This is a genomic window from Buttiauxella gaviniae (assembly GCF_040786275.1).
Classification (GTDB): domain Bacteria; phylum Pseudomonadota; class Gammaproteobacteria; order Enterobacterales; family Enterobacteriaceae; genus Buttiauxella; species Buttiauxella gaviniae_A.
This window is the reverse complement of sequence record NZ_JBFMVT010000002.1, coordinates 1,195,519-1,211,186: the sequence shown is the minus strand read 5'-3', so window position 1 is coordinate 1,211,186 and position 15,668 is coordinate 1,195,519. Positions and strand designations below refer to the sequence as shown.

Here is a 15,668-nt window from a genome sequence, read left to right as displayed (position 1 = left end):
TATCTGGCTCCTAAGGTGATTCAGGCGTGAACGTGGCGGCGGACTTGCGCCCCGGCGTGTTGCCCCAAACTTTGTCATATTCGTATCCGGTGAGGTCTTTAATCACCTTGCGGGTTTCCATGTCGCAGTCCGCCAGGTTTCCACCGAGCTTCAGGCGGGCGACCTCTTTAATCAGCGTTTTGTGGGATTCGCGGGTCAGTTTGAATTTGAACGTCATGTAGAAGCTGATCGCCAGCAGTGCGGCGGTGGCAAAGACCATTAGCCCAACAATGGCGTGTAATGCTTCAATAGGCTGCTCACCCTGGCCTTTTACAAAGCCGCTTTCTTGCAGCACCACGCCAATCAGCATGATGGCCAGTGCCACGGTGCTTTTGCGCGTTAACACCATCACGCCCGCGAATATTCCCTCCCGGCGTTTTTTGGTGACGATTTCATCCACATCGGGAATAAAGCTGTAAATATTCCACGGGATAAAATAAAGGCCCGCGCGGGAAACACCCAGCACGACAAATACCGAAGAGAATAAGAGAACCGATACGTTAAGGTTGGTGACATAGGCATAAAATAAGAAGGCTAATACCGCGAAAATGCAGCTATAAGATAAACGCAAGGCACCAGAAGGTGACAGGTCAAATTTGCTGAGGAGCATCATGAATACAAATGTTCCCGGAACAGAAACAAATGCCGCGACGCTTAAATAACCCGACACCGCAGCGGTATCCTGATGCAAACCGTAAACGATGTAATAGGTAAATACCGAGCCAAAGACATCCATCGCGGTAAACGAGGCAATGTAGATAATAATATGCTGGCGGAACATCTTAATTTTAAAAGAGGAGAGCAGGTCTAATACCAGGTTTTTTAAATGGTGCCACAAGTTTCCGCTGTTTGCGTTTTCCGGTTCGGGCTCAAACTCTTCCCGCACATCTTTGGCCTCCCAGGTACACATCCAGGTGGTGAATACGGCAATGCAAAAAATAGCCGAGAAAATCAGCCCGGTGTAGGTGTACGTCATGGAGTTATCTTTGCCGGTAAACTGCATGATGACGCCGGGCACGGAGACGGCCAGAAAACCGCCAAGCTGTGAGCAAATCATTCGCACGCCTGATAAACGGGCGCGTTCGCTGTAACGGTTAGTCATTTCGGCGGCTAAGGTTTCCCAGGGAACCAGCACCATGGCAGACAGCAGTTCAATGGAAAGATAGGTGCCGAGATAATACCAGTAGCCCATATCCGTGACCCACAGCAGGGCATATAAAAACATCAGCGGGGCGCTGAGTAATAAAAAGAAGCGTCGGCGGCCAAATTTTCTACCCAGCCAGGTGTTGGCGAAATTATCGGTGATATAACCCATTATTGGGCTTAATACGGCATCAATGACACGGGCGATAGCAAATATTGAACCGGCTTCCAGGACCGATAATCCACAATAGGTGGTATAGAAGAATAATAGCCAGGTGCCAATAATCGCAAATGCGCCGCCGCCAAATAAATCGGTGACGCCATATCCTATGGCTGTTCCATAGCCAACTCTGCGTTCTGTAGGTTTCATATTGTTATTCCATTTAAGCCGTAGGGTGGATACCCGTCATACTTCAGGCTGCAGGGGTGTTGGCTGCAACTCGAATTATTTAGGGTATATGGAATGATGTTTAAAACTCTATCCAATTCCTTGTTATTGATGACTGATAAATAGCTTCGACCATGCGCAGTGATATTTCTGCCTGATGAATATCCACGTAGCTGTGGTTATCTCTATTTTTTAAATCGGCATAAAAATTATTAATGGCCTGCTGATGGCTACTTCCCCAATAACATTTTTGATCTTCGCCGGGCGCTTCATCGCAGACGAGAAGTTCTTTAATATCGCCTGAAATAAACCACAGACTATTGTGATGAAGTTGCAGCAGGCCGTTTTCGCAGTGGATCTCTAAAAACAGCGGTGAATCGGTGGTATTGCAGTTGGTGGCGTAAAAGATCCCGCGCGCGCCGTTAGCCAGTTTCATATTGGCGATGGCGGTGTCTTCGGCCTGTGTTGCGTCGCTCAGGAAACTACTTTCTACGACACCTTTGACTGACTTGATGCCTCCGGCAAACCACTGCATTAAGTCCAGGGTATGAATCGCCTGGTTGATCAAAAGGCTGCCGCCCTCGCTGGCAAAGCGCCCACGCCAGGGGCTTTGCGTGTAGTAGTCATGCGTTCGGTTCCACGTCAGCACGGCTTTAATACTTAACATTTTGCCGAACGCGTTGCTCTCCAGCAGCGCTTTGATTTTCTGGCTGCTGGGGTTCAGGCGGTTCTGGTAACAAACACCCAACTGCCCGGTGGTGACTGCCAGCACGTTTTTTATCTCTTTCACCTCGCCTGGATTAAGCGCCACCGGTTTTTCCGTAAAGACGTGTTTCCCGGCGATAAGCGCCGCGGTGATGATCTCTTTGTGGGCCACGTGAGGCGTACATACGTGCACCACATCAATATCGCCGTCGTAGAGCATCGTGCGGTAATCAGCGTAGTAGCGGCAGCCGTAGCGCTCAGCAAGCCTGCGACCTTTTGTTGAGTCCGTGTCGGCAATCGCCCGTAGCTGACTGGCAGGATACGCCTGAATCGCCTCGACGTGCAGGGTGTGGATGGCCCCACACCCGATGACCGCGGCTTGCAATGTCTTCATTAAGCCACTCCGTTTGCCAGCATTTGCGCCCGCACACACAATTCGGCGGCTTTAAAAGCGTGCGCCTGGGTCATGGCGTTTTCGGTGCGATTCAGACAATCAAGAATCAGCTCGCCAAAGAACGGGAAGCCCACTTTGCCCGCCACCGGATAGCGGAATTCACCCTCTTTATTCACCAGATACACTACGTCCTGCTCCTGGCGGGTGATGTCGACATATTTGCGAATTTCGATATAGCCTTCGGTGCCGAGTAGGGTAAGACGCCCGTCGCCCCAGGTGCTTAGCCCGCCAGGCGTGAACCAGTCGCAGCGGAAATAGCCGCTGGCCCCGTTCTCGCCTTTGAGCATCGCATCGCCGAAATCTTCAAATTCTGGGTATTGTGGATGGGCAAAATTCTGCGTTTGAGCCGCGACGACGTGGGCTTCGCTGTTGCCGGTGTAATAAAGAAATTGCTCGATTTGATGGCTGCCGATGTCGCAAAGAATGCCCCCGAAACGTTTTTTGAAATAGAACCAGTCCGGGCGGCCTTGCCCTTCGCGGTGCGGCCCCATGCCCAGGGTCTGAATCACCCGGCCAATGGCACCGTCGCGCACCAGTTGCCCGGCAAATACCGCGCTTTCGACATGCAGGCGTTCACTGTAATAGACCGCGTATTTGCACCCGGTCTCATTCACTTTCGCTTTTGCCGCCGCCAGTTGTTCGAGCGTGGTTAACGGCGCTTTATCCGTGAAGTAATCTTTTCCGGCATCCATGACTTTTAGGCCAAGGGCGCACCGCTCAGCGGGAATGGCGGCTGCGGCAACGAGCTTCACGCCGCTATCGTTGAGGATTGTCTCAAGTGAAGGGGCGACTTTTGCCTGCGGATACTGTTTAAGAAACTGCTCGACTTTTTGCGAGTCAGGATCGTAAACCCATTTCAATGTGGCACCCGCTTCAATCAGGCCGTTACACATGCCATAGATATGGCCGTGGTCGAGTCCTGCTGCGGCAAAGGTAAAATCACCGGGCCGCACCACGGGCTGCGGTTTACCTTTTGGCGCGTAATTCATCCCATCTTTAATGCTCATAATCCTGCCTCCATATTTTTACCCAGCGGGATAGCGTCTTCATTGGCAAAGTTTTCCACGGATGCCGATTTTTCAAAGAAGTGCGGAGCCAGTTTGAGCAGGCCGCCGGTCTGGTAATAGGGGTCGTTGGCGTTAATGGGCAGTGAAACAATGCTGCGCGTGATGGCGGATTTATAGATTGCAGTGATGAGTTCCAGCGAACGCTTGCCCTGCGGGCCATCGACTAACGGGGCGGTGCCGGTGTGCAGTGCGTGCAGGAAGTTTTCGATTTGCCCGGTATGCAGCGTCCAGTTAAGGCGCGGGATGGATTGATAGCTGTCTTCAAGCTGGTTTTCCAGCGAGGTATCGCGAGTTTCAATGGGGAAACCGTTCGGAGCAGATATGCTGGCGAATTTATCCCACGGCGCGGAAATACGTGCTTTTTCGCCCTGAATCACGATTTTCTGATCTTCGCCGTGATGGACGACCGACGCGGTGAGTTGGGTTAGGGCGCCGGTGTCATATTTGAAAATGGCGGCGCTGAGATCTTCCACTTCGGCGTTGTCATGGGAGACGTTAGTGGTGATGGCGACCACTTCTGACGGGAAGCCGAGCATCCACTGAATCGCGTCGATATGGTGAACCGCATGGTTTAGCGTGCAGCCGCCGCCCTCTTTTTCCCACGTGCCGCGCCACCAGAGGTCGTAATAGGAATGACCGCGCCACCAGAAGGAATCCACCTGCGCGTGGCAAACTTTGCCGATCTGGTCGCTTTCGAGCACTTTTTTCAGCCGCCAGAAGGCATCGGTAAAGCGGTTTTGCGCAATGATCGACAGCGTTTTTCCACTGCTTTGCGCAGCGCTAATCATTGCATCGCACTCTTGCAGCGATGCCGCCATCGGTTTTTCACACAGCACATGTTTACCCGCATTCAGCGCATCAATAGAAATAGCGGCATGGACATAAGGCGGGGTGCAGATATCGAAAACATCAATATCGGGATCGTTAAGAATATCTTTGTGGCTGCTGTAGACCGTGGCTTGCGTTAACCCGTAATGCTTTTTCTTTTCCTCGGCTTTTTCAGGGTAAATATCTACCAGCGCAACAATCTGGCAGCGGTCAGGAAATTGCAGGTAACCCTGAATGTGATTATGGGAAATATTACCCGTTCCTATAATGGCGATTCTTTGCATTAGGCTCTCACTTATCAAATAAAAAATTCGATACGGACAATAAAAGTTACTGTTTATTTTCATCAAGAATCATTTTTTGAGAGCATAGTTATGGTTTTTTTTGCACACAACCGCTATTTATGACAGAAATTGCATGGCGAGATCGGCAACCTGAAATGAGAATTAAAAACGGCAGAATTATAAAGGGTTAGCTGTGAAAGGAAGTTAACTTTGCGGATGAGGCATCGATCACAAAATGACGGGCAAGTTGAAAATCAAGCAGATAGCTGAGTTAAGTGGCCTTTCGCCGAGTACCGTTTCTCGGGTGCTGGCGGGTAAAAGTAATGTTAGCCCGCAGGCCAAGGAGAAAGTATTTTCCCACGCTCGCATTATGGGTATTTTACGTGACATACCCGCCAGCCGTTTATTAATGAATTCATTATTAATTTGTGCCCCGGCTGCGGCTTTTACCCCCCATGGCGATCATTATTATTATGAAGTGATCCAGGGCGTTATTTCGGAAGTGTCGCGTTACGATGTTCACGTTAAAAAATGTGCTCTGGATATTACGGAATCGGATACGGCCTTATTTATGCGCTCAATTAATCAATCCGATGTGGACGGCATAATAATCATCGGTATTGATGACGATTCATTGTATCGCCTGGCAGCAGAAAGCAATAAACCGGTTGTTACTATAAATGCCAGAGATAAAAAGATGCGCTTGGATTGTGTGTCTCCGGATCATTATTCCATTGGCTATAGCGCGGCAAATTACCTGTTAGAGAAAGGCCACCGTCCGGTGCTGTTATTTACCGATTTGCGTCGGGAAACCATGATCCAGCGGCTGGAAGGGTTTAAAAGAGCGTGCCTGGAAAATCATTTTATTTTTGATGAGCCTGAACATTTGCTGGTGACCAAAGGCTACGGTGAAACGGAAGCCCGGGCTAATTTCAAAAAATACCTCCAGCAGCGCTCCCGCGCCGAGCTGCCTTCGGCCATTTTATGTGGCGGGGGCGCTATCGCCAGGGCAGTGCTTAGCGAGCTGAAAAACCACAATCTCCAGGTTCCCGAAGATATTTCCATTATGAGCTGCGCCTACGCACATGAAATGGATGAGATAAACCGCATGGGTTTAACCGCGGCTTATCAGCCCTGCCGTGAATTGGGGAGTGAAGCGGTTTATATCCTGCAAAGCCGCTTAATGCGCGAAGTGAGCCCGAGGTTTAATTTATTGCTCCAGGGTTCCATTCTTGCGGGTAACTCGGTGGTGGATGTGAACTGGCGGCGCCGGGAGCTGTATCAATCTTATTCAATTCCCTGATTCTGTTACGGGAATAATGGCTTTTACTGATAATTACGGCGTTTTGTCATAAATTTCTTATTATCGTTGTTTTCGGGTGGCGGCCCTTTGCGGGGCTGGTTAACCTGAGAACGTTATCTATGCAGATTAATACAGAAAAGAGAGTGGATATGGATGAGTCACAAGTCCGCGTTGCAATCGCGGGTGCGGGTGGTCGCATGGGGCGACAACTGATTCAGGCAGCCTTGCAACTGGACGGCGTAAAACTGGGTGCAGCGCTTGAGCGTGCAGGTTCATCCCTGGTTGGCAGCGATGCCGGTGAATTAGCGGGTGTGGCGAAAACGGGCGTTATCGTCAGTGACAGCCTTGATGCGGTCGTTAACGACTTCGATGTGTTCATTGATTTTACGCGCCCGGAAGGCACCCTGAACCATCTGGCTTTCTGCCGTCAACACGGCAAAGGCATGGTGATTGGCACAACGGGTTTTGACGATGCGGGCAAGCAGACGATTACCGACGCTGCCGCAGACGTACCGATTGTCTTTGCCGCGAATTTTAGCGTGGGCGTGAATGTGATGCTCAAGCTGTTGGAAAAAGCCGCCAAAGTGATGGGCGACTATACCGACATCGAAATTATTGAAGCCCACCATCGCCATAAAGTGGATGCGCCGTCCGGCACTGCGCTGGCTATGGGCGAAGCCATTGCTCAGGCGATGGATAAAGACTTGAAAGAGTGCGCGGTCTATTCCCGCGAGGGTTACACCGGCGAGCGCGTTCCAGGCACTATTGGTTTTGCCACGGTGCGTGCGGGCGACATTATCGGTGAACATACGGCGATGTTTGCGGACATCGGCGAGCGGATTGAGATCACCCATAAAGCATCCAGTCGTATGACTTTTGCCAATGGCGCAGTTAGATCTGCATTGTGGTTGAGTGGCGTGAAAAACGGACTTTATGATATGAGAGACGTGCTGGATCTCAATAATTTGTAAACTTTATTACCCATCGTGATGTGGTTATTACAATCGTAATTGTTTGATTGACAGGGCAATATTTTATTGCCCTTTTTATTTATTTTTATTTTACGTGCTTTCATGGGTTTTAGGTTCAAAGTGCCTATAAAAATCATTTTTATGGCATTTCTTCGTTGTTTTATTGTTAATTTTGACCATTTGGTCCACTTTTAGCGCTCGCCACCCTTAGATTCCCACTCATTCAGCCCCGCAACCGATTACGCACTGTAAGTTAGCTGTTGATTTTAGCGGTCAATTCGCCTTTTTTACATCAGAGAGCTAAAAAACACATAAAAAGTTGCACTTATGGTAGACTTTTTGGCGGCCTCTCACTAGAATGCCGCCGTTTGTCAAAAATCCAAATGACAGGCTGTTTTGCATTGATTCAGGAAATGGTTTTGAATTAATATGCAAATAAATTGACTGTTTATTCCCTGGAGGACGTTTTGATTAAGTCAGCGCTGTTGGTTCTGGAAGACGGAACCCAATTCCACGGTCGGGCCATTGGGGCATCGGGTCAGGCTGTTGGGGAAGTCGTTTTCAATACCTCAATGACCGGTTATCAAGAAATCCTCACTGATCCTTCCTACTCCCGCCAGATCGTCACTCTTACTTATCCTCATATCGGCAACGTCGGCACCAATGCTGCTGACGAAGAATCCTCCCAGGTACATGCGCAAGGCCTCGTTATCCGTGACCTACCACTGATTGCCAGTAACTACCGCAATACCGAAGACCTCTCTTCTTACCTCAAGCGCCATAACATCGTGGCCATCGCCGATATCGATACCCGTAAGCTGACCCGTATTCTGCGCGAGAAAGGTGCACAAAACGGCTGCATTATTGCCGGTGATAACCTGGACGCCGCACTGGCGATGGAAAAAGCGAAAGCGTTCCCAGGCCTTAACGGTATGGACCTCGCTAAAGAAGTGACCACGCAGGAGTCTTACGCCTGGCAGCAGGGGAGCTGGACGCTGGAAGGCGAGCTGCCGGAAGCGGCAAAAGAAGAAGATTTACCGTTCCATGTCGTGGCCTACGATTACGGCGTGAAGCGCAATATTCTGCGTATGCTGGTTGACCGCGGCTGCCGCCTGACGGTTGTTCCGGCACAAACGTCTGCGGAAGATGTGCTGAAGTTAAATCCAGACGGCATCTTCTTGTCTAACGGCCCAGGTGACCCGGCGCCGTGCGATTACGCCATCAGCGCCATTAAATCTTTCCTGGAAACAGACGTACCGGTATTCGGCATCTGCCTCGGCCACCAGTTGCTGGCTCTGGCGAGCGGCGCGAAAACCGTGAAGATGAAGTTCGGCCACCACGGCGGCAACCACCCGGTTAAAGATCTGGATCGCGATTGCGTGATGATTACCGCTCAGAACCATGGTTTTGCGGTCGATGAAGCGACGCTGCCTGCAAATCTGCGCGTAACGCATAAATCTCTGTTCGATGGCACGCTGCAAGGTATTCATCGCACTGATAAAGCCGCATTCAGCTTCCAGGGGCACCCAGAAGCAAGCCCTGGTCCGCATGATGCCGCGCCGCTGTTTGACCACTTTATTGAACTTATCGAGCAATACCGCAAGACCGCTAAATAATCAGGAGCTAAGAAAATGCCAAAACGTACAGATATAAAAAGCATCCTGATCCTTGGTGCAGGCCCGATTGTTATCGGCCAGGCGTGTGAGTTCGACTACTCCGGTGCTCAGGCGTGTAAAGCGCTGCGTGAAGAGGGTTACCGTGTCATTCTGGTGAACTCCAACCCGGCGACAATTATGACCGACCCAGAAATGGCTGATGCGACCTACATCGAGCCAATTCACTGGGAAGTGGTTCGCAAAATCATTGAAAAAGAGCGCCCGGACGCGGTGCTGCCAACCATGGGCGGCCAGACGGCGCTGAACTGCGCGCTGGAACTTGAGCGCCAGGGCGTGCTTGCCGAGTTCGGCGTCACCATGATTGGTGCTACCGCTGACGCGATTGATAAAGCTGAAGACCGCCGCCGTTTCGACGTGGCGATGAAGAAAATCGGCCTCGACACCGCGCGTTCCGGCATCGCACACAATATGGAAGAAGCGTTGGCGGTTGCCGCTGACGTCGGTTATCCGTGCATTATTCGCCCTTCATTCACTATGGGCGGCACGGGCGGCGGTATCGCTTACAACCGTGAAGAGTTCGAAGAGATTTGCGAGCGCGGTCTGGATCTTTCTCCAACCAAAGAGCTGCTGATTGACGAGTCGCTGATTGGCTGGAAAGAGTATGAGATGGAAGTGGTGCGTGATAAAAACGACAACTGCATCATCGTCTGCTCTATCGAAAACCTCGACCCGATGGGCATTCACACCGGTGACTCCATCACCGTGGCACCAGCCCAGACGCTGACCGACAAAGAGTACCAAATCATGCGTAACGCCTCGATGGCGGTGCTGCGTGAAATCGGCGTCGAAACCGGCGGCTCAAACGTGCAGTTCTCGGTTAACCCGAAAACAGGCCGCCTGATTGTTATCGAGATGAACCCGCGTGTGTCACGTTCTTCTGCGCTGGCGTCCAAAGCAACCGGCTTCCCGATTGCGAAAGTAGCGGCAAAACTGGCGGTGGGTTACACCCTCGACGAGCTGATGAACGACATTACCGGCGGCAAAACGCCTGCGTCGTTCGAGCCGTCCATCGATTACGTTGTGACGAAAATTCCTCGCTTTAACTTTGAGAAGTTCGTTGGCGCGAATGACCGCCTGACTACGCAGATGAAATCTGTAGGCGAAGTGATGGCGATTGGCCGCACGCAGCAGGAATCCCTGCAAAAAGCGTTGCGCGGCCTGGAAGTGGGCGCGACCGGTTTTGACCCGAAAGTGAATCTGGATGACCCGGAAGCGCTGACCAAAATTCGCCGCGAGCTGAAAGATGCTGGTGCCGAGCGTATCTGGTACGTGGCTGACGCCTTCCGCGCGGGCCTGTCCGTCGACGGCGTGTTCAACCTGACCAACATCGACCGCTGGTTCCTGGTGCAAATCGAAGAGCTGGTTCGCCTGGAAGAGAAAGTCGAAGAGATTGGCATCACCGGTCTGGACTACGATTTCCTGCGCATGCTCAAGCGTAAAGGCTTCGCCGATGCGCGTCTGGCTAAACTGGCTGGCGTTCGCGAGTCTGAAATCCGCAAGCTGCGTGAGCAATATAAGCTGCACCCGGTTTATAAGCGCGTAGATACCTGTGCGGCGGAATTTTCAACCGACACCGCGTACATGTACTCCACTTATGAAGATGAGTGCGAATCTAACCCGAACAACGACCGTGACAAAATCATGGTGTTGGGCGGTGGCCCGAACCGTATCGGCCAGGGTATCGAATTTGACTACTGCTGCGTTCACGCCTCTCTGGCGCTGCGCGAAGACGGTTACGAAACCATCATGGTTAACTGTAACCCGGAAACCGTTTCTACCGACTACGACACTTCCGACCGCCTGTACTTCGAGCCGGTTACTTTCGAAGATGTGCTGGAAATAGTCCGCGTCGAGAAGCCAAAAGGCGTTATCGTCCAATACGGCGGCCAGACTCCGCTGAAACTGGCACGTGAACTGGAAGCGGCTGGCGTACCGATTATCGGCACCAGCCCGGATGCCATCGACCGCGCCGAAGACCGCGAGCGTTTCCAGCACGCGGTTGACCGCCTGAAACTGAAACAGCCTGCGAACGCCACCGTTACCACCATCGAAATGGCGGTAGAAAAAGCGGCGCAGATTGGTTACCCGCTGGTGGTTCGCCCGTCCTACGTGCTGGGCGGCCGCGCGATGGAAATCGTCTATGACGAAGTGGATTTACGCCGTTACTTCCAGACGGCAGTCAGCGTTTCCAACGATGCGCCGGTCCTGCTCGACCGCTTCCTTGACGATGCGGTAGAAGTGGATGTCGATGCGATTTGCGACGGTGAAACCGTGCTGATTGGCGGCATCATGGAGCACATCGAACAGGCAGGCGTTCACTCCGGCGACTCCGCATGCTCTCTGCCAGCTTACACGCTGAGCCAGGAAATCCAGGATGTTATGCGCCAGCAGGTGCAGAAGCTGGCTTTCGAGCTGCAGGTTCGCGGCCTGATGAACGTGCAGTTTGCGGTGAAAGATAACGAAGTCTACCTGATTGAAGTGAATCCACGCGCCGCGCGTACTGTGCCGTTTGTCTCTAAGGCAACCGGCATGGCGCTGGCAAAAGTGGCTGCACGTGTGATGGTAGGGCAAACGCTGGTTGAGCAGGGCATGACGAAAGAGATCATCCCGCCGTACTACTCTGTAAAAGAAGTGGTGCTGCCGTTCAATAAATTCCCGGGCGTTGATCCGCTGTTAGGGCCAGAAATGCGCTCGACCGGTGAAGTGATGGGCGTGGGCCGCACCTTTGCAGAAGCATTCTCTAAAGCGATGCTCGGCAGCCAGTCTACGATGCGTAAACCAGGCCGCGCGCTGCTCTCCGTGCGTGAAGGTGATAAAGAGCGTGTGGTTGACCTTGCGGCGAAACTGCTGAAGCAAGGCTTCGACCTCGATGCGACTCACGGTACCGCGATTGTGTTGGGTGAAGCAGGCATTAACCCGCGTCTGGTGAACAAGGTGCATGAAGGTCGTCCGCACATTCAGGACCGTATCAAGAATGGCGAATACACCTACATCATCAACACCACCGCCGGTCGCCAGGCGATTGAGGATTCCAAACTCATCCGCCGCAGCGCACTGCAGTATAAAGTGCACTACGACACCACGCTGAACGGCGGCTTTGCTACAGCGATGGCACTGAATGCAGATGCCACTGAAAAAGTGACCTCTGTTCAGGAAATGCACGCGCAAATCACGAAGTAATCGCTTCGGATTCCTCCCAAAAACCCGCTTCGGCGGGTTTTTTAATGCCTTTCCTACCTGTTTTGGGGGTTGCCCGCGCCCGGCGTTAGTTCCATTTTACGGAAATACTTAAAAAAGGAGCTCGCCGTGCAACGTTCAATTCCTCTGATTACACTCGTCATACTGCTGTCTGGCTGTGCAGAATTTTCCTCGTCGGTTACTAAAACCATCGATGCAATGGGCATGACGCCAGATTATGCAAAAGGATTAACAGACGATCTGGAGCCGCAGAAAAAGCTGACCGTGCCGGTTGTCAGCGTGGCGGATAAAGTGCCTGAGGGTAAACTTGTTGAAAAATACGATAACGGCGCGAAGAAGTTCGAGACGGTAGTGAAGAACCGTTGCTTTAATGAATACCTCGATATTTATTACCCAAACGGCACGCTCAGAACGCATACGCCGCTGATTAACTGTAAGGCCGAAGGGCTTTCACAAGGCTACACGCAGGACGGTAAGTTACGCACCACTATCACTTATAAAGATAGCGTGGCGAACGGCGAAGCGAAAACCTACGACGCTCAAGGCAAGGTGCTGCAAACGGTCATTTTTAAAGACGGTTTCCCGCAAAAAAGTTAAACCGTTCAGGCTGATTTACAGCGGCCTGGCTTCGGAGTGTTCTGTATTTCCTCGCGAAACCGGAGAGTCGGACTACATTTAATACTCAAATGATAAGAAACGATTACTCCAAGGGAGAACAACATGAAAAACAAGATTTTGATGGCTTCTATTTTTGCAGCAGCAACTCTGTTTACCGTCGCGGGCTGTTCGTCTAACCAGGCGGTGAAAACCAACGATGGCAAAACGATTGTGACCGATGGCAAACCTGAGGTAGATGACGATACCGGTCTGGTCTCCTACGAAAATGCGGAAACAGGCAAAACAGAACAGATTAACCGGGATCAGGTTAAATCGATGAATGAGCTGAAAAACTAATCTCGCCCTTTCGCAGTGGCATTCGCCACTGCTTCTCCTGTATCCAGAAATTACTGCCTGCCGTTACTATTGCCGCTCTCCTGAAGGGCTACACTGTTTACAATATAATACCCGGCATACTTCAACCTGCAGGTGCGTTGGCAGCTATCAGTCACCCGAATCACTTACTTGAGTAGGCTCATCGGGATTCCTTCGCTTGCCGTCTGCCTGCAATATGGATTTTCCAGGGTATAAAACGATAATGCAGTGGAAACAGGCAAAACGATGATTTTGATTATTTATGCGCATCCCTATCCCCAACACTCTCACGCCAATCGAAAAATGATCGAACAGGCTTCGCTTTTGCCTGATGTGGAAGTGCGCTCGCTCTATGAGCTATACCCCGATTTCAATATTGATATTGCTGCCGAACAGGAAGCATTAAGCCGCGCCGATTTAGTTATCTGGCAGCATCCGATGCAGTGGTACAGCACGCCGCCGCTGATGAAACTGTGGATCGACAAAGTGCTTTCCCACGGCTGGGCGTATGGGCGCGGAGGAGTGGCGCTGCGCGGTAAAAATGTTATGTGGGCGGTGACGACGGGCGGGGGTGATAATCACTTTGAGCTGGGTAACCATCCTGGTTTTGATGTGCTCGGCCAGCCTTTGCAGGCGACCGCTTTGTATTGCGGCATGAACTGGCTGCCGCACTTTACTATCCATTTCACTTTTGTCTGTGACGAAAATACCCTCGAGGTACAAGCCGAAATGTACAAACAACGGTTGCTCGACTGGCGGGAGGCGAACCATGGATAGCCATAGCCTGATTCAGGCGCTGATCTACCTCGGCTCCGCCGCGATTATTGTCCCGATTGCGGTGCGTCTCGGTTTAGGTTCCGTGCTCGGCTATTTGATTGCCGGGTGCATTATCGGCCCGTGGGGATTGCGGCTGGTGACCGACGCCGAAACTATTCTGCATTTTGCGGAAATTGGCGTGGTGTTGATGCTCTTCGTCATTGGCCTGGAACTTGACCCCCGACGCTTATGGACGCTGCGTGCCTCGGTATTCGGCGGCGGAGCGCTGCAAATGTTGGCGTGCGGTTTGCTCCTCGGCTTGTTCTGCATGTTCTTAGGTTTGCGCTGGCAGGTGGCCGTGTTAATTGGTTTGACGCTGGCGTTATCTTCTACCGCCATCGCCATGCAGGCCATGAACGAGCGTAATCTGACCATTTCTCAAATGGGCCGCAGCGCATTTTCGGTGCTGCTCTTTCAGGATATTGCTGCCATTCCACTGGTTGCGATGATTCCCTTGTTAGCCAGCAGCGGGGCGACAACCACCTTCGCGGCATTCTCTATTTCGGCGCTGAAAGTTGTGGGCGCATTGGCGATTGTCGTGCTGTTAGGCCGTTACGTCACGCGCCCCGTTATGCGTTTTGTTGCGCGTTCCGGCCTGCGAGAAGTCTTCAGTGCCATGGCGTTATTTATGGTGTTTGGCTTTGGTTTATTGCTGGAAGAAGCCGGGCTTTCAATGGCAATGGGCGCGTTTCTTGCAGGTGTTTTACTGGCGAGTTCCGAATACCGCCATGCGCTTGAAAGCGATATCGAACCGTTTAAAGGCTTGCTGCTGGGGCTGTTTTTCATCGGCGTGGGAATGTCGGTAGATTTTGGCACGCTGCTGGAAAACCCGTTGCGCATTATCGCGCTGCTGTTCGGCTTCCTGGCGATTAAAATTATTACCCTTTGGCTGGTGGCAAAACCGTTGAATGTGCCGGGTAAACAGCGCCGCTGGTTTGCCGTCTTGCTGGGGCAGGGGAGTGAATTTGCGTTCGTGATTTTTGGAACGGCGAAAATGGCGCAGGTGCTTGATGATAGCTGGGCGAAATCGCTCACGCTTGCGGTCGCGCTGTCGATGGCGGCAACGCCGTTGCTGCTGGTGCTACTTAATCGCCTGGAGAAATCAGGCAAAGAGCAGGCGCGGGAAGCGGATGAAATTGATGAAGAACAGCCACGAGTGATCGTCGCAGGTTTCGGGCGTTTCGGGCAAATCGCCGGGCGTTTACTGCTGACCAGCGGTGTGAAAATGGTGGTTCTCGACCATGACCCTGACCATATCGAAACCTTGCGTAAGTTTGGTACCAAAGTGTTTTATGGCGACGCAACCCGCGTGGATTTGCTTGAGTCTGCGGGAGCCGCAAAAGCCGAGGTGCTGATTAACGCCATCGACGATCCTGATGCCAATATGCAGTTAACTCAGCTTGCGCAGGAACACTTCCCGCATCTGCTAGTGATTGCCCGCGCACGCGATCTTGACCACTACATTCGTCTACGCCAGGCAGGCGTAGAACAGCCGGAACGTGAAACTTTTGAAAGCGCGTTGAAGGTAGGGCGCCGTGCGCTGGAAGGTTTGGGCGTGGGGAGTTATGAAGCGCGTGAGCGAGCCGACCATTTCCGTCGTTTCAATATGCAAATGGTGGAAGAGATGGTGCCCGCACCGGACTGGTCATCGCGCGCCGATGTTCTTAAACGCACCAGCGCTATGCTGACCGAAGTGATTAACGAAGACCGGGCGCATCTCAATGTGATTCAGCGCCACGGCTGGCAGGGTACGGAAGAGGGCATTCATTCGGGGAAACTGGCGGATGAGCCGCCTGTGAAACCTGTCGGGTAAGTAACAATGGG

General features: G+C 52.0%; 12 protein-coding genes. 8 read left to right on the top strand and 4 right to left on the bottom strand.

Annotated features, from left to right (window positions below; all coding sequences use genetic code 11):
• Nucleotides 1-10: 10 nt before the first annotated feature.
• From AB1E22_RS06135 to AB1E22_RS06120, 4 genes are all read right to left on the bottom strand, one after another.
• A complete protein-coding gene (locus tag AB1E22_RS06135) occupies nucleotides 11-1,552 on the bottom strand; it encodes an MFS transporter (RefSeq protein ID WP_367594544.1) in 1,542 nt (513 codons plus the stop codon).
• A 100-nt stretch (nucleotides 1,553-1,652) separates the two neighbouring features.
• A complete protein-coding gene (locus AB1E22_RS06130) occupies nucleotides 1,653-2,669 on the bottom strand; it encodes a Gfo/Idh/MocA family protein (RefSeq protein WP_367594543.1) in 1,017 nt (338 codons plus the stop codon).
• Nucleotides 2,669-3,736: a Gfo/Idh/MocA family protein gene (locus tag AB1E22_RS06125; RefSeq protein ID WP_367594542.1), complete on the bottom strand. Its 1,068-nt coding sequence runs from the start codon at nucleotides 3,734-3,736 to the stop codon at nucleotides 2,669-2,671. The genes AB1E22_RS06130 and AB1E22_RS06125 overlap by 1 nt, the downstream gene beginning before the upstream one ends.
• Entirely contained in the window at nucleotides 3,733-4,908 is a 1,176-nt protein-coding gene (locus AB1E22_RS06120) for a Gfo/Idh/MocA family protein (RefSeq protein WP_367594541.1), read from the bottom strand. The genes AB1E22_RS06125 and AB1E22_RS06120 overlap by 4 nt, the downstream gene beginning before the upstream one ends.
• 235 nt (nucleotides 4,909-5,143) lie before the next feature.
• On the opposite strand from AB1E22_RS06120, the gene AB1E22_RS06115 reads away from it, so the two are divergent.
• The 8 genes from AB1E22_RS06115 to kefC all read left to right on the top strand — a co-directional run bounded on the left by AB1E22_RS06115 (nucleotide 5,144) and on the right by kefC (nucleotide 15,657).
• Entirely contained in the window at nucleotides 5,144-6,211 is a 1,068-nt protein-coding gene (locus AB1E22_RS06115) for a LacI family DNA-binding transcriptional regulator (RefSeq protein WP_367594540.1), read from the top strand.
• Between the two features lie 149 nt (nucleotides 6,212-6,360).
• Nucleotides 6,361-7,182, top strand: a complete 822-nt coding sequence (gene dapB, locus AB1E22_RS06110; protein ID WP_367597341.1) for a 4-hydroxy-tetrahydrodipicolinate reductase — start codon at nucleotides 6,361-6,363, stop codon at nucleotides 7,180-7,182.
• A 467-nt stretch (nucleotides 7,183-7,649) separates the two neighbouring features.
• Nucleotides 7,650-8,798: a glutamine-hydrolyzing carbamoyl-phosphate synthase small subunit gene (carA, locus tag AB1E22_RS06105; protein WP_367594539.1), complete on the top strand. Its 1,149-nt coding sequence runs from the start codon at nucleotides 7,650-7,652 to the stop codon at nucleotides 8,796-8,798.
• 15 nt (nucleotides 8,799-8,813) lie between these two features.
• The gene (carB, locus tag AB1E22_RS06100; protein WP_367594538.1) at nucleotides 8,814-12,038 is read left to right on the top strand and encodes a carbamoyl-phosphate synthase large subunit; all 3,225 of its coding nucleotides are present in this window, start codon (nucleotides 8,814-8,816) and stop codon (nucleotides 12,036-12,038) included.
• Nucleotides 12,039-12,164: 126 nt separating this feature from the next.
• Nucleotides 12,165-12,653: a toxin-antitoxin system YwqK family antitoxin gene (locus AB1E22_RS06095; protein WP_367594537.1), complete on the top strand. Its 489-nt coding sequence runs from the start codon at nucleotides 12,165-12,167 to the stop codon at nucleotides 12,651-12,653.
• A gap of 123 nt (nucleotides 12,654-12,776) precedes the next feature.
• Nucleotides 12,777-13,010 carry a YgdI/YgdR family lipoprotein gene (locus AB1E22_RS06090; protein WP_367594536.1) on the top strand — a complete coding sequence of 78 codons (234 nt, stop codon included), beginning with the start codon at nucleotides 12,777-12,779 and terminating at the stop codon, nucleotides 13,008-13,010.
• A 264-nt stretch (nucleotides 13,011-13,274) separates the two neighbouring features.
• Nucleotides 13,275-13,805: a glutathione-regulated potassium-efflux system oxidoreductase KefF gene (gene kefF / locus AB1E22_RS06085; RefSeq protein ID WP_367594535.1), complete on the top strand. Its 531-nt coding sequence runs from the start codon at nucleotides 13,275-13,277 to the stop codon at nucleotides 13,803-13,805.
• On the top strand, nucleotides 13,798-15,657 hold the full coding sequence (gene kefC / locus AB1E22_RS06080; RefSeq protein ID WP_367594534.1) for a glutathione-regulated potassium-efflux system protein KefC: 1,860 nt from the start codon (nucleotides 13,798-13,800) through the stop codon (nucleotides 15,655-15,657). Before kefF ends, kefC begins: the two co-directional genes overlap by 8 nt.
• Nucleotides 15,658-15,668 lie beyond the last annotated feature (11 nt).